Origin of the sequence: Brevibacillus sp. M2.1A (genome assembly GCF_013284355.2) — a bacterium.
In the GTDB taxonomy this organism is placed as follows: domain Bacteria; phylum Bacillota; class Bacilli; order Brevibacillales; family Brevibacillaceae; genus Brevibacillus.
The window spans coordinates 1,554,836-1,573,686 of sequence record NZ_JABSUY020000001.1 but is presented as its reverse complement, the minus strand read 5'-3'; the positions used below and the strand labels follow the sequence as shown (position 1 = coordinate 1,573,686).

Below are 18,851 nucleotides of genomic sequence, written 5' to 3'. Positions count from 1 at the left end.
CAGCGCAAATCCCTTGGCTTTTATTTAAAAAACAACTAGCTGATAACCGCAGGAAAGGTCATCACGACAACCGTTCCGCCACCTAGCTTGCTGTCCACGGTAATCTCTCCCCCGTGAGCCAAAATGAGCTGCTTGGCTATCGCCATACCCAGCCCCGTTCCACTGGTATCCTCCCCTGTATGCCCGCCTCGGTAGTATCTTTCGAACAGATTGGCCAGTGTAGTCTCATCCATGCCTGGACCATTGTCCGCAATTTTGACCACAAACTGATCGGCTGCAATCGACTGGACCTCTACGAGCACGTGTGTACCTGCTGGCGTATACTTGATCGCGTTTGTCAAAATGTTGACGATGATGCGGCGAAACCAGATTGGATCGACCTCGGCCGTTATCGATTGGACATTCGTCGAAAATTCGATGTCATGCAAAGACGAGCTCGGATCGTTCACCATATCCACCACAATTCTGCGAATGGTTTCCACGATCGGGACAGGTTGTTTGACCATCGGCAAAGCTTGGTTCTTGAGTCGATAGGTCAAATTCAAATCCTCAATCAGCCCGTTCATGTAGTCAGACTTTTCCCGAATCGTTTTCCCAAATTCACTGACTTCCTTTCTATCCCACTCATATTGTTCCGACTCCAAAAAGGTAGCATAACCGTAAATCGAGCTCAGCGGTGTCTTGAGATCATGGGAGAGCCCGGTAATCCATTCCTCTCGCGTCTGCTCGATCTCTCGCTGAAGCTTTTCGTTGGAGCGCAAGGTTTCACTCAGATGCCGGAGAGCGTCAAACACATCCTTGAAAACACGAAATGACTTCTTTTCCTTCCCTCGCCAATTCCTTCCGATTGGTTTCCCCTTTTTTCCGATGGGCTCCTCATAGCGGCCCTGTGCCAGTCTTTCCAGCCAATTCACCATGTGCAAGAGCGGCTTGCCTACCCGCCACGCATACCAGCTGCCTGCGAATAGAACGACCAGGATCAAAAGAATACCGATCTGAAGGAACGTTTCCTTGACCATGGCATCCTCAGATGTTTCTTGGACACCAGACTGATAGGTTGGATTCGGAGTGCCCACTATGTACGTCAGTTCGCTCTTTGTGTCATATCGACTCGTGATACGGACAGGAACATTATTTGCTGTCTCGCCGTTCTGAAGAGCTTCCGTCATGTCTAACTGGGCAGAAGCGTTCGGATGATTCCATTGATGGATGAGTTTCCCCTTACGATCGTACACCAAGTACCATGCCTTTTCTTGGGAAAAGCTTTTGTTCAACTCGTCCCATGTCTCCTTGCTTGTTCCTGTTTTTGCTGCGATCAGGCGCTGCATCATTTCTTTTTCTGGAGCGGGTGTTCCATAGAGGATGATTATATTTTCGTCAGCTTGGTTTATAACCCAGTGCGTTACGTGATAGCGTGAAGCATCACGGTCTTCAACATAACTAATCCACTCTCCTGGCCCAAATTGACTGGGAACGTCAGCAGGTGTCCGATAGTTGTACAGAATTTTGCCGTGCTTGTCGATGATCTGCAACCAGCCTTGATGTCTCGCCACACTTTTCTCGATTTCCGGATTGACGTGAATACGCTCCGCCTCATAATCAATCTTCAACGTCAAATCAGATGCATTCAGTCTGGACAAATCGGTGGACAACTGCTCGTTCATAATGCGCCAGCCTAACCCCAGCATCGCGATAATCAGAAATAGCAGCAAGACGAGGAGAAACCCAAACAGTTGTCGGACATATTGAAAAATCAGCTTGTTCCGCAAATTCATGACTGTCTTGCCGGACTAACCAGCTTGTAACCCAGCCCTCTTACTGTGAGCAGAAGCGTTGGCTGTCCCGGATTTTCTTCTATGCGCTGACGCAGCTTGTGAATGTGCACCATGACCGTATTTTCATCAAACATCCCGTACTCGTCTTTCCATACATGATCGTAAATTTGTTCTTTCGTAAATACCCGGTTCGGATTCTGGCAGAAAAAGACGAGCAATGAAAATACTTGCGCCGGGCAGTCCACTCGCTCTCCGTTCACGAACAACTCGGCTGCCTCCACATTTACTTGAAAACGTCCAAAATCAAAGCGCTTTTCTTCCTGCGATGGAGCAGATCCCCCCAAGGTTCTGCGCAGATGAGCCTTCATCCGGGCAACGACCTCTAGTGGATGAAATGGCTTCGTTATGTAATCATCCGCTCCATAAGCAAATCCGCTTAATTTATCAAAATCTGTGCCCTTTGCTGTAAGAAAAAAGATCGGTGCCTTCGTTCGCTGGCGCACTGCTCCGCACAGCTCAAATCCATTTTTATCAGGCAGCATGACATCCAGTATCAACAAGTCGTATGTCTTCTCCTCCACGAGACGAATCGCCTCTCTTGCTGTCGTACATGTATCGATCTGGACAAAGCCTTCCTTTTTCAGCACTGTTTGGAGCATCTGCAAAATTGCTTCTTCATCATCTACCAGCAAGATTCTTGCTTCTTTCTCCATGGCCGTTCCCTCCCTTGCTGTCATTCATTCTACCATGAGAAATGACGCCAACAAAAAAAGATAAGGAAATGGTAAGGTAGCGTTTTAGTAGGGGAAAGGTCTGGCTATTATGATGAAGGAGAAAGGAGCGGATTCACCTATGTGGGCTATTTGCCAGCACGAATTTTTTCGGTTGTTTAAAAGCATTAAATCGTTAATTACCGTTGCCTTTATCGTAGGCATCTCGTACTTGGTTTCTGACCTCGTCAATCAGGCAGCAAGCTTTTTCCCACAAAATGAGCTGGCGCAGGGACATGCGCTTGGTATCTTTGTACTCATCATGCTGTTCGGGCCCTTATTTGTATTCAGCCTGTCTCATGATGTCATAAATCGTGAGCTAGCGGGCAGGACGATTCGCTTTCTCGTCACCCGGACTTCACGCAATCAGATTATTTTGGGGAAATTTCTCGGAGTCGCGTTCTTCTGGCTAACCTGCATGATTATTACGTTTGGTGTAGTTTTCGCCACTGTGCAAACGTTTGACGCGAAGACCTTTTACCTCTGCATATCCCTGCTTATCTATTGCATCTCGCTGGCACTGCTGCTCTCGCTCGTGATACCTCGCCCCAGCTACTCGATGTTTTTGGGAATTGTGATCGCACTGATCTTGCCAGGTCTCGGGCTGTGGAGCACCTTCTCCAGTCACTCGGCAGCACCATGGATTAAATATTTGACACCCTTTTCATTTATGGAAAAAGGCGGCGCTTGGACCGGCTTCATTTGGCTCTATGCGGCAGCATTCCTGATCGCTTCTATGTACTTATTCCGACGGAGGGATTGTTAATGGCAATGATCGAGACCATACAGTTGAACAAGCGCTTTGGCAATCGCACGGTCGTGAATGACGTCAGTCTTACTGTGCACAGCGGGGAGATTTTCGGATTCCTCGGTCGAAATGGCGCTGGAAAATCGACCTTTATCAATATGCTGACAGGCATTCTGATTCCGACAGCGGGCACCATTCGCATGTTTGGAGAGGATGCCCATACAGAAGGGTGGAAAAAACGAATTGGTGTACTGCCAGATTACTCCACCTTCTACGACCATTTATCTCCAGCGGAGCACCTGCACTATTTCGCTCGGGTAAAAGGCGTCACACTCACAAAGGAAGACTGTAGGCGCATCCTGACAGCCGTTGAGCTCGAGGAGCATGCATCCCGCAAAGCCAAAACGTTTTCCTTCGGGATGAAAAAGAAGCTGGGCATTGCCCAAGCCTTAGTCGGAGATCCGGAGCTCATCTTCCTTGATGAACCTACTTCTGGCGTAGACGTCGAATCAGCCCTGCATATTCAAAGTTTGCTGGGCAAGCTCCATCAACAAGGAAAAACGATCTTCATGACCTCGCACAATTTGAATGAAGTCGAGAAAATCTGTACCCGGATCGCCATCATGAAAAGCGGAAAAATCAGTTCACTCGGTACTCTCGATGAGTTGCAAGCTGCCCATCAGGCATGGCGATCTGTGAACGTACGTCACTCGGCTTTTGCTACGGACGATTCTGGAAACCTGCGCAACTTTATCGAGTCCCTCGGGCGCAATACGATTTGGGAAGACGGTCGTCTCTTGATCCAGGTCGATGACGATCAAAAAGTGGCAACCCTCGTTCGTGCTCTTGTTCAGGCACGCGTAGATATTTATGGCGTGAACGTTGAAGTCCCTTCGCTCGAACGAATTTTTATGGGGGAAGAGTCTCATGATGCTTAATCTCGTTTTTGTCCTACTCCTATCCGGGATGCTGCTTTTTAACATCTCGATAGGAAAAAGCATGACCATCGGAAGTATGTCAATCACAATTGGCCTGATCGTCCTCAATCTCATCTTTTTCATCACAAAGTACAGGAAGAGTCAGCATGAAAAAATGAAAGATCAGGTTAGTAGATACGAGCGATAATCAGGCTCATATAAATGGGGGAAGATTCGCATGGCCAGTAGGTATCTGGAGTTTGCCATTATCCTGACAGGGGTTTTGCTGTATAGAATCTTTTGGGGAGATAGTCTTACACCAGGAGTTATCGGGATTTTAATTGGGATGATTTTCGTTTCTCTCATCCTCTTTATGAGAAAGCAGTACGCAAAACGCTAGGAACAAAAGAAGCAGCTTGATTGCCACCGAAAACAGCCTGCAAATATGCGGCTATGGGGCAATAGGCTGCTTTTTTCTACAAGATTTCGAGAAGCTGATCGAGTCGTTCAATGACAGCGAGTGGCTGATGCTCGGAAGTAGGCTTTTTCCCTCGTGGATTGATCCAGACAGCTGAGAAGCCTGCGTCCATCGCGCCTGCTACATCTGCCTCCCACGTATCTCCGACAAATAACACCTGCTTGCTCTCGACTCCGAGCTTTTCGCGAACATGTTCATATATTCGTGGATCAGGCTTATGATGTCCGATAATTTCGGAGAGAAACACACGCTCCCGCGGAAAATACGCAGACAATTCCAGCCGCTCCAGCTTGGTAAATGCCATATCGACAGGACCATTGGTGACAATCCCCAGTGTATGCTCTTCTGCCAACCTCGCGATCGTAGACTGAACAGTGCCATCTGGCTGGATTGCATCCAAACATGCCGCTTGATAGGAGCGTTGAAAATCGTCGACTTGCTCCACTTCAATCTGTCGGTCACAATCAGCCATGGCTCGCTGAAAACGCAACCTTCTGTATTGTGTAAAATCGTAGCGCTTGGCAATAACATCGACCCACAAATCATCTCCGTGGCGCCGCAGAGCCTCAAGGAATTTCGCTTGGTCCAGTTCTGCTGTAAGTGCATGGGTCGCAATCGTCTGCTGCATCCCTTTCTCCCAGCAAGCTGAAAAATCGAAGAGAGTGTCGTCGAGATCAAATAGGATTGTTGTAAATTTGGACATGGCTGAGTTGCCTCCCCTTCCTTTTTTCTTGCTGTTTTCATTGTGCATATGACTCTGTCTTTTGTTATGATCATTGTAACGGAAAAAGGAGGTGGAAACATGTCTAACGAAAAACTCGATATTTTGATAGAGGGTATGAATGAGTTGCGTTTGGTTGCTCATGCTCTAATGGATCGGCAAGACGAATTCGATACCAAGATGGAAGCTTTGACTATGCACGTTCACCAGTTAAAAGCAGATGTTGCCGAACTGAAGCAGGATGTTGCTGAGTTAAAGGAAGGTCAAGATCGCCATGAGCGTATCTTGGAGACATTGGCGCTGCGTGCTCTCGAATGGAATAATTTCCGCCTCGACTTCATTCGCAAATCATCCTAATGCCTTTAGCTTTTAGGCAATTCCACAAGTAGTGCCTCTTTCAACTCAACTGGCAAAGAAATAGATTGGCGTGTGTTCGCATCGATCATGACCATTGTCACATCGGCGTCCGCCACTAATACATCTGCAGCATTGTACAGCTCCTGGCGGATGACGAAGCTTTTTTCACCCACCTTGACCACTGTAGTAATCGCCGTTACCTCTTCACGCATCTTCAACTCTTTGCGGTAGTTAATGTTGATATTGACCACTACCGGCATGATGGCCCGTCGCCTCAATTCATCCAGCGTAAATCCTTGTTCCCATATCCACTCAAAACGCGCCCACTCCATGTACTCTAAATACTTGGCATTGTTCACATGTCCGATTACATCAATGTCAGTAGAACGAACCGTTAGATGATAGCGATGAGCCATCGTTCTCACTCCTTGTTTTTCTTCAGTATAACGAATTCAAGTCGCTGAGTGAACACTCATTCAAAATATTCCGAATGATCATGCTGTTCTTTCCTGATCTTTTTCCTATAATAAAAATAAACACCAGAAAGGAAGATTGGATGTTCGAACAAGAACTATTGCCGACCTTGCAAACAGCTCGATCCCGGTATCAGGATGCACTCGTCCATTTGGATGAAGCCGAGCTAGGCTGGAAGCTGGCTCCGGGCTCCAATTCCATCGGATTTTTGATTCATCATATCGCGGAAGTCGAATATCGATTCTGTATGATGTTTTTCGGAAGAGCAATCCCGCCCGAAATCACCCTCACTACAATTGGACCTGTAAAGGATGAAGGAAACTTTACCGACTTGTCTGCCTTGCTTGCTTTCAAAGATGCTGCCTATCACCACTTGGTGGATTCTCTCGCTGCTCTGCCAAAAGACGCGTGGGACATCCCCTGTAAAGCACCAATCGCCACACTGACTCCCCGTCAGGCACTTGGTCGACTGATCTATCATATGGGCTACCACGGCGGGCAGATTGGACTTATCCGCAAGTACGGAGGACCTCAATGAGTCTCATTCTGACAGGTGAGCGACTCATCATTCGCGAATTGCTGCGCGAGGACTTGACCGATTTACTCGCCGCCTACAACAGTAATCCAAAGTACAATCAGCTTCGAAACGGCACCAGCACAGTAAGTCTTGCCGAACTGGAAGCCGAATATGACGCCACCATAAGCATACCTTCCGGGCATTGGCTCGCCATTACTCGTGAAGGTACGATCATTGGAGTCATTCATATCGTCCTCTCCAGTGAAACCGATCCAAAAAGCTGGATTAGTCTCTTGCTTCTGCATGCCAATTATCAGCAGCAGGGCTTCGGAAAGGAAGCAGTGACGCTCATAGAAGCTTTCTGTATCCAACATGGCAATCAGCATGTTCATCACGGTGTCATCGCGTATAATGAACCCGCCCTTCTTTTCTGGGGGCGGCTTGGCTATGAGCAGTATCGTCAGGTGGAGGCACCAGTCGGTCGTCTGACACAACCGGTGCTCCTGGTAGCCAAGTGGCTAACCCCTGCAAAGTAAAGGAGGTGAAATACATGAACCGTCGCCTTTTTGAAAATGATGTGCCCGCTCTCCTCTCCTAGTCGGTGAGGATGCGGTTCTCTTACTGCCTCCCGGCTACGGAATAACGCTAAAATGATTCATTCATTATTCCGGGAGGGACTTGTTATGTCACAATCACAATGGAAGCAAATGTTTTTAGGGGCTGTTTGCCTATCTCTTGCTGCAGCGATCTGGGGCGGTGTTTATGTCGTCAGCAAGGTCGTGTTGGAAGTGATTCCACCGTTCACGCTATTGATTTTGCGTTTTTGCATTGCTTTCGTCGTGCTGGGGGCATTTACCATTGCTCGCAAGGAGAGTGTCGCAAAAAAAGATTACCCTCTGCTGATGGCCATCGCCTTCGTCGGGGTCACGATCTCAATCGCCGCGCAATTTCTCGGCACCAAGCTGTCTACTGCCCACATGGGTGCATTAATTACCTCTGCATCGCCTGCCTTTATTGCCATTTTTGCGGTTTGGCTATTAAAGGAGCGCATCCATCTGAAGCAGGCAATAGGTATATTGTTAGCGACGATTGGTGTCATCATCGTCATCGGTGTTCCAGATCAAGCTGACGCCCAGTCTTCCCTGGCAGGCAACCTGATTTTGTTCATAGCAGCAATTAGCTGGGGATTGTATACCGTTCTCAGCAAAAAGGCAACGCAGCGCTATTCTTCCCTGCTCGTCACTACCTACGTTGCATTGTTTGGCATCATCTTTACGAGTCCGCTCATGCTTTGGGAGCTGTCTGTCACGCCTGTCTCCTGGCAATTTGGCTGGGACATCTGGGCAGGCGTCCTCTATATCGGGATGATTTCTACCGCAGGTGCTTTTTATTTGTGGAACAAAGGCTTTGAGCTGATGCCCGCAGGAAGTGGGGCCGGGTTCTTTTTTGTTCAGCCCATTGTCGGTGCATTTTTAGGCTGGCTGTTACTACATGAACATTTGGGTGTCGGCTTTTTCGCCGGCGGCGCATTTATTTTCCTCGGTGTCGCCTTGTCCACTCTGCGTACACGTGAATCGGCAAAAAACAAACGTGAATCGATGGAGGGGTATCCTCTCTCCCATCACAACGAGAAGCAAGGCTAAATGCTTATATGCTACGAGGACTTCCCATTCGTTGGGAAGCCCTCGTTTTTTTTGCTTATGGACGAAAATATTGCCGGACGTTTCCTTTCTCGAAAGACAGCTCCACTTCAGCAAATGCGCCATTAATAAACGTGATTTGCGGCGGCATATGTCCACAATCCACTTCGTAGAGGACAGGAACTTGGAGCTCAGCAGCCAGATCCTGATAGACATCTTCCACGGTATAGCCGTCGACCGCCTGATTCGCTGGACTGCGCCCAAACATGATCCCCGCACAATGATCGAACCATCCAGCCAGCTTCATTTGTACCAATGATCTGCGCAGATCAGTTGTAGAAAGCTCACAGTTTTCCAAATACCAGATGATTGCTTCGTTCCCGATCAGTTCTTTTTGAAACCTTTGCACGTCCCCATACGGTGTTCCGATCACATGACGAATGATATCGATACAGCCGCCAAGTAACCGTCCCTGCATATTTACGTGGGGAGTAGTCTTTGTAGTTTTCCATACAGTCGGTTCCGTCAGGTGAAAGATATGCGGCGAAGGATTCGTATGCTGCCATTCCTTTTGATACCTCGGAGAAGAATACTGCAAGACCGACTCGCCCTTTTGCGTTGACAGAACTGTTTCCCACATAGCCGTCGTCTCATCCATAGCTGCTCCGCGCAAATCTACCAGATTCGTCCCATGGGCCGTAGCCATCCCCGTTTTTATTGTAATCGCAAGCAACAGCACACTCACATCCGAATAGCCTAACACCCATTTGGGTTGCATGGCATCAAAATCAAGCTTGTCTAAAATCTCAATCAGCAACTCGCCACCCCAGGGAGGGATGATGATATCGACGTCTTCATCTTTCATCAGGGAATTGAATTCGGCTGCGCGGTTTATGGCAGGTGCTGACTTGGCTTTTTCCTGTGTCCAGACTGTATCTTTGCAAACGATGGAATACCCCCTGCTCTCCATACGACTGCATGCCAGCCTGATTAATTCATGCAAATACTCTGGTACACCTGATGATGGTGCAGTTACCCCTATCGTAGCGCCCTTTTTCAACGATGGATACGTGATCATGCTTCTCCCTCCCGCTCGCTATGTATGATTTTGGATAATCATACCACATACCCTGGTTTTTAAAAGCTGCGAAGGGAGAAGTGCATTTCCAGTCTAGCGCCTCTGGTTTTTTGGACAAAAAAAAGACGGCCTATAGCCGTCATCAAGTTATATAAAACGGGAGGGAAGTAGAGGAGTTCAAACGAACGTGTTTCCTGTTCGTGAATGATTACTTCTTGCTGGCGTCAGTCGTTGTAGACTGACCAGTGGAACCGCTGCTTTCGGTTCCCGCAGCACTAGGCGATCCAGTGCTGGTACTTGCATCAGATTTGGCATCTGTCGCAGGCGCTTCCGTAGACGAACCTGTGTCCGTCGATGCATCAGAGCTGTTCGCTGAAGCATCCGGAGTGGACTGATCTTGCGAAACCGAGCTATCGGTCGATTGTCCGCTATCAGAAGTGGAGGAGCCCGGAGCGGTTTCGCTTGTCGTGCCCTCTGGTTGTGTCGCAGGTTCAGGTGTTCCTGTTGTGTTAGAGCAGGCAACCAAGCTGCCAGACAGGAGTAATGCGACAGTGGCAATGGAGAACCACTTTTTGTTCATGTTCATTCCCCTTTCATTCCTTGGCTTCGTGACCTTCTCGCTGTCACACCTATATCGTAACGGGCAAAGATAACCATTCTATAAGGAAAGTAGGAAAAAACGATGATCAAAATATGAAAAAAGTATGACCATGATCATTTTGATCGGATTCATTTTGATCGGATCATACTTTAGTTCTCCGGCTTAATCCTTGGAAGCCATATCGTAAAAGTACTGCCCTTACCAGGCGTACTATCCACTCTGCATTTGCCATCATGCAGCTCTACCAGCTCTTTTACAATCGCGAGTCCAAGTCCTGTTCCCTTATTGTTCTTGGAACGTCCCCGATCCACTTTGAAAAAGCGTTCCCAGATGCGGTCCAGGTCATCTGCTGCAATTCCCATCCCTGTATCAATCACTTGAATCTGTACGTATTCTCCTTCCAACGAAGCACGCATGCAAATTTCACCTGTAGCCGTAAACTTGAGTGCATTCTTCACCAGATTTTTCAGAATTTGCGCGATCCTGTCTTTATCGGCATAAATTCGCGGAAGCTCGTCCTCTACCTCTACTCCCAAACGAATCCCTTTTTCCTCTGCTTCTTGATGAAAGGAAAAAGCAACCCGATTCATGACATCTGCCACATCTACAGGGAACTTGACCAGATTTACTTCATTGTTCTCCAGCTTCATTAAGTCCATCAGGTCATCCACCAAGCGATTCACTTGCATCGTTTCGGTGTACATCACAGCGTAATACTTCTGTCGTGCCTCTTCTTCTTCTACCAAGCCATCCTGCAACGCCTCGAGAAAACCTTGGATCGCCGTGAGAGGCGTACGCAATTCATGGGAGACATTCGCCAAAAAATCATTGCGCACTTGCTCCAGATGATGACGCTCCTGCTCTACCTTCTCCAGCTTTTGTGCCATCGTATTGATCGTTTGCGCCAAATCGCTGATCTCGTCGGACGTATCGACCTGGACGCGCTCTGCATAATTCCCACGACCAATTTCTGCCGCTGTTCTCTCAATGGTTCGCAATGGGCGGGAGATTGACCATGACAAATACGAGACCATGATCGTAGATAGAAGCACGCCAAACAAGGTCGCCCACAAAATCGACTCGCGCATTTGCCCAAAGGTTTTCTCAATTCCTTCAATCGGCGCGTGCAAAATAATTCCGCCATAGACGTTTTCGCCCTCGCCCCACGGGACAGAGACCGACAACATCGGGTCATCCAGACCTTCGATTTGTAGTTCGGTTACCGCGCTTTTTCCCTTCAGCACGTTATCCGCGATAGAAACTGCCACGGACTTGCCCGTAAGCATCTCATCCTTCATCGAAGTGGCGACAATTTTTCCTTCTGTATCAAATAACCAGATGCGGGTATCAAATGACTCGTCCAGCATTGCCAGCTTGTCCAAGAGCCGTTTGTTGACTTCATTGCTGTTATGGATAGCGGCATTCACTTTTTTCGCCATTCGCAAAAGCTCTTCTTCTTTAGCGTTGTAAATATACTCTTTCGTAAAAAAGGAGAGAACGATCCCTGTAATCCCCAACCCTACCAAAACGGTCGCCAAAAAGCTGACCAGCAGTCTGCGGTAGATACTTTTCGACATGCCTAGCATCAGTTATCCACCCCAAACTTGTAGCCGATCCCCCAAACCGTTTGAATACATTCGTACGGGAGCTTATCTAAACGCTGTCTGATCTTTTTAATATGAACATCGATCGTTCGAACATCACCAAAATAATCAAAGCCCCACACTTGTTCCAGCAATTGCTCCCGCGACCATACACTTCCCGGCGACTTGACGAGTTGAACAAGCAAATCAAACTCCTTCGGGCGAAAGCTCACTTTTTCCCCGGCAACGATCACTTCCCGTTTATCCAGATCAATCGTCAATTGCTCAAAAACAAAGGTTCGAGCCACTGCCTCATCTTCTACTTTTGGCTTTGGCTGCAATCTGCGCATAATCGCGCGGATACGTGCAACGATTTCACGTGGACTAAACGGCTTCGTCACGTAATCATCCGCTCCGAGCTCCAAGCCGAGAACACGGTCAAACTCCTCATCCTTTGCCGTCAGCATAATGATCGGCGTATCCCACTTCTTGCGGATTTCCCGGCATGCTTCAAAGCCATCCAACTGCGGCATCATGACATCGAGAATAACCACATCCGGCTGTTCCTTTTCCATCATCTCAAGAGCTTCTCGTCCATCTGTTGCTGCGATGAGCTCGATTTGTTGTTTTTCAAAATAAAGGCGAATAATTTCGCGTACGTTTGGATCGTCATCGGCAACCAAGACTTTCATCGTGGACATAGCCAATAACCTCCCTTCTTTCAAAACGACATATAATGAAACATGCCGTTCAGACAATTTACGTTTTTCCATGGTAACATAGATCACCCGTGTTGTGGACGGATAGAAGTCCTATCCAGCTGGTAAAAGCAGGACAAAATGGTTTGCAACAATAAAAAAAGCGAGTGGACCTAAAGCCCACCCGCTCTTCATTCATTACTTCGTTTCTCTTACAACCGGAACACTGCGTGTGAGGCTAGCCCACAACAACCCGAACAGTGCGCCCGCAAAGGCTGGCACCAGCCAACCAATTCCTACTTTGTACAGAGGCAATTGTTCCAAGAATGGTGTCAGCGAATCGATAGACAATCCAAGCTGGGAAGCTCCATCCAGCAAACTGATGACAGCCGTTGCCGTGATCGCGCCGACGTAAACGGCACGATGTCCTTTGAACATCCGATCACAAAACGTCAGCAGCATCAGCACGATCGCCAGCGGATAAATCGCCATCAAGACAGGCACAGAGAAGGTAATCAGCTGTGTCAAACCTACGTTTGCTACCGCAGCGCTGAACACACTCAGGATCACAGCCATTTTCTTGTAGGAGATGCCAGGAATACGACTCGAGAAAAATTGACTGCACGCTGTGACGAGCCCGACAGAAGTGGTGAGGCAAGCAAGCGTAACAGCTGCTCCCAACAAAAGCGAGCCTAACGGACCGAACAATTGATGCACGACCCCTGTCAAAATTTGTCCACCATTTTCCGATTTCGCAAACGATACACTCGTCGCTCCCAAATAGCTGAGAGCAAGATAGACAAGTCCAAGTCCGGTAGCTGCGAGAATTCCTGCTTTAATCGTAGACCACATCACTTTTTTGCGATCGATGATTCCTCTTTCCTGAACAGCCGTTGTTACTACCAGACCAAATACCATTGCAGCTAATGCATCCAGCGTCAGATAGCCCTCGATAAAGCCTTTGAAGAATGCTGTATCCTGATAGGCTCCTATTGGTTGTGCCACCTCACCCATTGGAGAAATGAGTGATTTGACATACATCAGGCCAATGATGATCAAAAGTGCAGGTGTCAAGATTTTACCGATTCGATCCACAAGCTTGCTCGGGTTCAGACTCAACCAGAAGGTGATGGCAAAATAGACGATTGTGGTCACAAAAAGCGGTACCCAACTGTCTTTCATAGATTCAGGCAAAAACGGCAATACGCCCATTTCAAAGGTTACTGTACCTGTCCGCGGAATGGCCATGAATGGACCAATCGACAGATAAACAATAAACGTGAACACGACTGCAAACATCGGATGGACTCTTGACGCCATCGTTTGCAAGTTACCGCCAGCCAATCCTACTGCAATGATTCCAAGTAAAGGCAGACCTACACCAGTAATCAAAAAGCCGGCCATCGCGATCCAAACATTATCTCCTGCAGCTTGTCCTAGAGCTGGCGGAAAAATCATGTTCCCTGCTCCAAAGAATAGGGCAAACAGCATCAAACCAATTGTAATTGTTTCTTTCGTGGAAAGTTCTTTCATATGAATCCTCTCAATATTATTTAATAAAATAAAATTTTCATCAGTATAACTTAAAATTAACTTACTATTCAACCTTTAATTTTTTAAAATTATTGAACTTTTGTTAAAAATGAAAGTTTTTACAGGTCAAATACCTCTTTTCTCTTGATCGCCCCCACTGCTTCCCATACGTACAGACAATAGATACTGCGCCATGGAGCCCACTTTTCCCCCAGCTTGCGAATGTCGTTTTCATTTGGCTTCGTTTTCATCCCATAAAGGTGAACAATTCCATTTCGCAAACCGATGTCAGCAGCAGGCAACAAGTCTGGACGCCCCATCCCAAACATGAGTAGACACTCTACTGTCCATCGTCCAATTCCTCGCAGCGAAGTGAGATAAGTAATGATTTCCTCATCCTCCATTGTCCATAGTCTTTCCAAATCTACCGTTTCATTCACAATGGCGCGGGCGAAATCGATGATATACTCTGCTTTTCGCTGACTAAATTGCAGAGAACGCAAATCCTCCACAGTCAATCTCGCTACCGCGTCAGGCGTCGGAAAAGCGATGATGCCTTCGCCGTTTGAGTTTTCTACTGGGTCGCCTGCTCGTGTAACAAGCCTCTCGCTCAAATTGGCTGCAAAGATCAGATTGATCTGCTGTCCGATGATCGTCTTGACCATACATTGAAACAAATCGGCATCCAGCATAAGACGAAGACCGCGAAACCGTTCAGTCAAGATGGCGAGCTCCTTTTCTTCCCTCATCTGCTCGTAAATAACAGATAGATCCAAATCGGCACTAAAAGTACGGCGGATCATTTTTTCTAGCAGCTGCTGGTCTGTTTTGGGCAAAATCACCTGTGTCTCGTAGCGTAGTGCAGGCTCTTCCAAGCTGCCTATAAATTGCATACTGACTAGCACAGGCCGTAAGCCGATACGATAGACGCGCTGTAGGCTATTTTTTTCTTTATTCACACGTATCTGCGTATCTGGATGTGTCTCAAGACGCCGAAGCAGCCGGTCAAAAGAATATGGAGGAGTAAGCGAAATAATCGAACAATTCACAAGACTCTCACCTTTCCAGATAAAATAAAAACCTCCGGAGAATCTCCGAAGGTGTCAAGTATACTTCGCAAAACTTATTTCGTAAACATCCCTTTGAGAACAAATTTTACGTTTGCCGGACTTTCTGCCAAACGGCGCATGAAATAACCGTACCAGTCGTTTCCATAAGGTACATAAACACGCATTTTATAGCCTTCACGAGCCAAATCAATTTGGGACTGCGTGCGAATGCCATACAACATTTGGAATTCAAACTGTGTACGCGGGATATTGTGTTCCTTTTCCAGCTTTTTCACAAAATCAATAATGTTGTCATCATGAGTTGCCACAGCAGCGTACCCGCCGTTCAACAGATGCTGCTTGATGATTTTTTTGTAGTTCTCATCTACATCTGGCTTGTTTGGGTAAGCGACTTCAGGAGACTCCTTGTAAGCTCCTTTTACGAGGCGGAAATTCACTTTTTTGTCCTTCAGGCTATCGATATCATCCGATGCTTTGTAGAGATACGCCTGAATAACCGTTCCTACGTTGTTGTACTCTTGCAGCAATTCGTTCAGAATCTCCATGGTCACATGATTGTGTGCGTAGTCCTCCATGTCGATACGAACGAAAATGTTTCCGTTTTTCTTGGCCGAATCCAAAATGCGTCTCATGTTGTCCATGCAAAGCTCGCGGCTAATATCCAGACCGAGAGAAGTCATTTTCAACGAAAGATTGCAATCGACACCGGATTGGTGGATCGCTTCCAGCGTTTTGATGCAATAGTCAGCAGACTCGTTTGCTTCCTCCACGCTAAACACGAATTCGCCCAGATGATCCAGTGTGCACACGAGACCTTGCTGGTTCAGCTTGCGTACAGCATTGATTGCCTCCGCAATGGTTTGACCAGATACAAAGCGGCTCGCTCCAAAGCGCAGACCCCACTTTTTCGCGGCAGAGTTTAAGGTTTTGTTTTTGGATAAAAATAGAAAGAAATCCTTCATAGCTTGTTCCATCGTTGACTGTCTCCTCCTCAACGTACTCTGTCCACTTCTATTAGCATGAATCGTGCCAACTTATTCTCGTAAGCGCTATCGTGATGTCTATCTGACACATTCAACACATATGTACATTACGTGTTTATTCTTGTACACTTTTGATTAGATGTACAACAGGGACGATCCCTTTTCCTGTTAGTTTGGATAAGAGGTGACGATTTGAAACCGTTATTTTCGCTGGACAGTACGCTCTCTTCCTTTGCGATTCCGATTCCACCTGATATTGTCAAAATACGCACAGGTGAAACTGTAGGTGAATGGGTAGATAAAGAACGAAGAGGCAAAGTCGTTATCGTCTCTCCTACAACCACGCTCGAACAATCCATCAGCTACATTCTCGTTGGCCCAGGTGTTTCCGATCTGCCGACACTCGTCATCGTGGATGAACAAGGGACTCCGACGGGAATGGTCGAGCCATACCAGCTCATGACTGCCTTTGTCGTGTTAACCCAAAACCAGTCTGCCCTGCTCAGTACCTTGATGGATACGATGAGTGAGGCTGTCACCATCGTGGACTCCCGCAATGTCGTCCAACACTGGAATCGGGCAGCAGAAACGATTTATGAAATCGATCGCGAACAAGTCGTCGGAACTTCGCTCGATGAGCACTTCGCCAGTGAATCGATCCGCCTGCTCGATGCACTGCGTCAAGGGACATCTGTTCAACGTGTCTATCACATTCCTCGTCCAGACAGTCATGTACTCATTAATGCGGCACCGATTCGCCGTGAGGGCGAGATTATCGGCGCGATTTCCATCGAACAGGATATTACCGAGCTGGTTCGTCTCAATGAAGAATTAGCGCATACGACGGCCCATCTCCACAATTTGCAGCAAGAGATGAGTCGGTTTCAGGCAGCAGACGATCCTTTTTACGCGATCAAGGGGCATTCGGCCTCGATCCAATCCGCTATTGGTTCCGCAAAAAAAGTGGCGCAGACAGATGCCACTGTGCTGATTTATGGAGAAAGCGGCGTCGGAAAAGAGCTGTTTGCCAAAGCGATTCATCAGGCAAGTCGCCGACATGACAAGCCCTTTATTGCGATCAACTGCGGTGCCATTCCTGCTGCTCTGTTCGAAAGTGAGCTGTTTGGTTATCAGGGTGGTGCTTTTACCGGAGCCGAGAAAAAGGGCAAGCCTGGCAAGCTGGAGCTGGCGCATGGCGGTACGCTTTTCCTCGATGAAATAGGAGAACTGCCGCTAGAATTGCAGGTCAAGCTGCTACGTGCCTTACAGGAACGACAGTTTTACCGTGTAGGCGGAACAGAGCCGATCACCGTCAATACACGGATCGTAGCGGCGACAAACAGACAGCTGGAGCAAATGGTTGCAGACGGTCGTTTTCGCGAGGACTTGTATTATCGGCTGAACGTCTTTTCTCTGGAGATCCCTCCACTGCGCGAACGACGTGAGGATTTGCCAGAGCTCGTGCAAATTTTCATTCATGAGTATTCGGTGGCCCATGACCACTCTGTACCACGCATCTCCCCCGAAGTTATGCAGGCGTTGTTCGAGTACAGTTGGCCGGGAAACATCCGACAGCTTCGCAACGTCATTGAACGTCTGTCGATCCTGCAAGAAAACGGTGTTATCTTGCCCGAGCATCTGCCGTCTGTCATTCGCAGTCACGCAGAACCCGCAAACGTCTCTATGCTGACGCCGATGGGGGGAACGTATGCACAGCCGACACCGACCCCGACACCGACGTCAATCATACGTTCATCAATTCCATCAAACCCTCCTCCACCTGCGAACGAGAAAGAGCGCATTCTGGCAGCGTTGGAGCGTACGTACGGGAACAAAAAAGCAGCAGCTGAGCTGCTCGGCGTATCTCGTGGCACCCTTTACAATAAAATGAAGAAGTTCAATATTAACGAGGAGTCTTTCAAATGGGATTGATAACATGGTCAGATCATACGTATCAAATCCATTATGCTGGGGAAACGATTGTCCTTTTGCCGAAGGAGTACGCCTTGTTTCAATTTCTGTACACATGGAAAAACCGGGCCTTTTCAAGAAGTGATTTGCTGGATCGCGTTTGGCCGTTGGAAGACCCTACTGACCGTACTGTCGACGATCACATTTATCGCTTGCGAAAAAAACTGCAAAAGTGGTCTCATCTGCTCACGATTGATACGGTCCGAGGAGTCGGCTACCGGCTTACGCTAAAAGAGCAGCAATCGCCTAGTCCATCCGCATTACACAGTGATTTCTCCGAGAACATCCAGAAGATGCTAACCACCTACCACGGCATGGGTATGGGGGCCGCTTTGCAGACGCTCTATGCGAATCAGCAAGTGCTTGGCTTCCAGATGGACTCTTTTTATGCTACCTATTTGCGGTTTGTTGTCGGTGACTTCGGCTGGTTCGTCGAGGATAACACTCCCATTTTCAAAAAGCTGTTTTATTTGTTCCATCTATACCATATGACAGAAATTGACTCGCAAAAAACAGTAGAAATTTTACAATGGGCTCTGAAAAACGCGAAAAGTATGCCTGAAAATTATCAGGATGAGATGCAGATCACCGCAATCAGTGTCTACGCCCAGGCCAAAGAATGGGAGCGAGCCAAAAAACAGCTGCTTCCTGCCAGGGAGGTTGTTGCGCGAGTCAATTCACCTGGCTTTCAACTCTTTTTTCAAGCGGAAGAAGCCCTCTTGTATCTGCTCATGGGAGAGGTTGACGAAGCTGAGAAAGTTATTCAACGTTCTGAAAAGATCTTGCAAGAACTCCCTATGCAGCGTGAACTCGGCAGCTTTACCATTGCGCGCGGCCTTTGTCTGTACCATCGACAGGAGCTTGCCAAGGCGCGCCGCTTGGTCGATGAAGGTCTGGAGGTGTTACGGAGCACCAAGTTCGTCCCCCATCTCATTTA

Annotated in this window: 19 protein-coding genes and 1 pseudogene; 9 read left to right on the top strand and 11 right to left on the bottom strand. The window is 47.7% G+C overall.

What is annotated here, in order from left to right; all coding sequences use genetic code 11:
* Positions 1-35: 35 nt before the first annotated feature.
* Together HP567_RS07670 and HP567_RS07665 are read right to left on the bottom strand one after the other, a co-directional pair.
* Entirely contained in the window at positions 36-1,775 is a 1,740-nt protein-coding gene (locus tag HP567_RS07670; protein WP_173611319.1) for a sensor histidine kinase, read from the bottom strand.
* Positions 1,772-2,488, bottom strand: coding sequence for a response regulator transcription factor (locus HP567_RS07665; protein WP_173611318.1), 717 nt, complete (start codon positions 2,486-2,488; stop codon positions 1,772-1,774). The genes HP567_RS07670 and HP567_RS07665 overlap by 4 nt, the downstream gene beginning before the upstream one ends.
* A gap of 109 nt (positions 2,489-2,597) precedes the next feature.
* Between HP567_RS07665 and HP567_RS07660 the strand changes: the two genes are divergently transcribed.
* The 3 genes from HP567_RS07660 (at position 2,598) to HP567_RS07650 (ending at position 4,610) form a co-directional block, all read left to right on the top strand.
* The gene (locus HP567_RS07660; RefSeq protein WP_173611317.1) at positions 2,598-3,311 is read left to right on the top strand and encodes an ABC transporter permease; all 714 of its coding nucleotides are present in this window, start codon (positions 2,598-2,600) and stop codon (positions 3,309-3,311) included.
* On the top strand, positions 3,311-4,231 hold the full coding sequence (locus HP567_RS07655; protein ID WP_173611316.1) for an ABC transporter ATP-binding protein: 921 nt from the start codon (positions 3,311-3,313) through the stop codon (positions 4,229-4,231). The genes HP567_RS07660 and HP567_RS07655 overlap by 1 nt, the downstream gene beginning before the upstream one ends.
* A 217-nt stretch (positions 4,232-4,448) precedes the next feature.
* A complete protein-coding gene (locus tag HP567_RS07650) occupies positions 4,449-4,610 on the top strand; it encodes a hypothetical protein (RefSeq protein WP_173611315.1) in 162 nt (53 codons plus the stop codon).
* Between the two features lie 76 nt (positions 4,611-4,686).
* Here HP567_RS07650 and HP567_RS07645 read toward each other — a convergent pair whose 3' ends face one another.
* A complete protein-coding gene (locus HP567_RS07645) occupies positions 4,687-5,391 on the bottom strand; it encodes an HAD family hydrolase (protein WP_173611314.1) in 705 nt (234 codons plus the stop codon).
* A 99-nt stretch (positions 5,392-5,490) separates the two neighbouring features.
* On the opposite strand from HP567_RS07645, the gene HP567_RS07640 reads away from it, so the two are divergent.
* Positions 5,491-5,766, top strand: a complete 276-nt coding sequence (locus HP567_RS07640; protein ID WP_173611313.1) for a hypothetical protein — start codon at positions 5,491-5,493, stop codon at positions 5,764-5,766.
* 5 nt (positions 5,767-5,771) lie between these two features.
* Here the strand turns inward: HP567_RS07640 and HP567_RS07635 are convergent, their stop codons facing one another.
* Positions 5,772-6,182: an acyl-CoA thioesterase gene (locus HP567_RS07635; RefSeq protein WP_173611312.1), complete on the bottom strand. Its 411-nt coding sequence runs from the start codon at positions 6,180-6,182 to the stop codon at positions 5,772-5,774.
* Between the two features lie 140 nt (positions 6,183-6,322).
* Here HP567_RS07635 and HP567_RS07630 point away from each other — a divergent pair, with 140 nt between their 5' ends.
* The 3 genes from HP567_RS07630 (at position 6,323) to HP567_RS07620 (ending at position 8,400) form a co-directional block, all read left to right on the top strand.
* Entirely contained in the window at positions 6,323-6,778 is a 456-nt protein-coding gene (locus HP567_RS07630) for a DinB family protein (protein WP_173611311.1), read from the top strand.
* Positions 6,775-7,293 carry a GNAT family N-acetyltransferase gene (locus HP567_RS07625; protein WP_173611310.1) on the top strand — a complete coding sequence of 173 codons (519 nt, stop codon included), beginning with the start codon at positions 6,775-6,777 and terminating at the stop codon, positions 7,291-7,293. The genes HP567_RS07630 and HP567_RS07625 overlap by 4 nt, the downstream gene beginning before the upstream one ends.
* A gap of 147 nt (positions 7,294-7,440) precedes the next feature.
* Positions 7,441-8,400 (top strand): DMT family transporter, encoded by a 960-nt coding sequence (locus tag HP567_RS07620; RefSeq protein ID WP_173611309.1) that lies wholly within the window; start codon positions 7,441-7,443, stop codon positions 8,398-8,400.
* A gap of 55 nt (positions 8,401-8,455) precedes the next feature.
* On the opposite strand, the gene HP567_RS07615 is transcribed toward HP567_RS07620, so the two are convergent.
* The 7 genes from HP567_RS07615 to HP567_RS07585 form a co-directional block, all read right to left on the bottom strand.
* Complete coding sequence (locus HP567_RS07615; protein ID WP_173611308.1) at positions 8,456-9,475, bottom strand: S66 family peptidase; 1,020 nt, start codon at positions 9,473-9,475, stop codon at positions 8,456-8,458.
* A 208-nt stretch (positions 9,476-9,683) separates the two neighbouring features.
* The gene (locus tag HP567_RS07610) at positions 9,684-10,055 is read right to left on the bottom strand and encodes a hypothetical protein (protein WP_173611307.1); all 372 of its coding nucleotides are present in this window, start codon (positions 10,053-10,055) and stop codon (positions 9,684-9,686) included.
* 170 nt (positions 10,056-10,225) lie between these two features.
* Entirely contained in the window at positions 10,226-11,662 is a 1,437-nt protein-coding gene (locus HP567_RS07605) for a sensor histidine kinase (protein ID WP_173611306.1), read from the bottom strand.
* Complete coding sequence (locus tag HP567_RS07600; RefSeq protein WP_304502556.1) at positions 11,662-12,360, bottom strand: response regulator transcription factor; 699 nt, start codon at positions 12,358-12,360, stop codon at positions 11,662-11,664. Before HP567_RS07600 ends, HP567_RS07605 begins: the two co-directional genes overlap by 1 nt.
* A 195-nt stretch (positions 12,361-12,555) precedes the next feature.
* Positions 12,556-13,890 carry a branched-chain amino acid transport system II carrier protein gene (gene brnQ / locus HP567_RS07595; protein ID WP_173611305.1) on the bottom strand — a complete coding sequence of 445 codons (1,335 nt, stop codon included), beginning with the start codon at positions 13,888-13,890 and terminating at the stop codon, positions 12,556-12,558.
* A gap of 119 nt (positions 13,891-14,009) precedes the next feature.
* Positions 14,010-14,939, bottom strand: coding sequence for a DNA-3-methyladenine glycosylase family protein (locus tag HP567_RS07590; protein WP_173611304.1), 930 nt, complete (start codon positions 14,937-14,939; stop codon positions 14,010-14,012).
* A gap of 74 nt (positions 14,940-15,013) precedes the next feature.
* The gene (locus HP567_RS07585) at positions 15,014-15,934 is read right to left on the bottom strand and encodes a proline dehydrogenase family protein (RefSeq protein WP_173611303.1); all 921 of its coding nucleotides are present in this window, start codon (positions 15,932-15,934) and stop codon (positions 15,014-15,016) included.
* Positions 15,935-16,135: 201 nt separating this feature from the next.
* Here HP567_RS07585 and HP567_RS07580 point away from each other — a divergent pair, with 201 nt between their 5' ends.
* Positions 16,136-17,875 (top strand): sigma-54 interaction domain-containing protein, encoded by a 1,740-nt coding sequence (locus tag HP567_RS07580; protein ID WP_173611302.1) that lies wholly within the window; start codon positions 16,136-16,138, stop codon positions 17,873-17,875.
* Positions 17,866-18,138, top strand: a pseudogene (locus tag HP567_RS30110) (winged helix-turn-helix domain-containing protein); the annotation flags it as partial. The gene HP567_RS07580 and the pseudogene HP567_RS30110, both read left to right, overlap by 10 nt.
* Between the last annotated feature and the right edge of the window lie 713 nt (positions 18,139-18,851).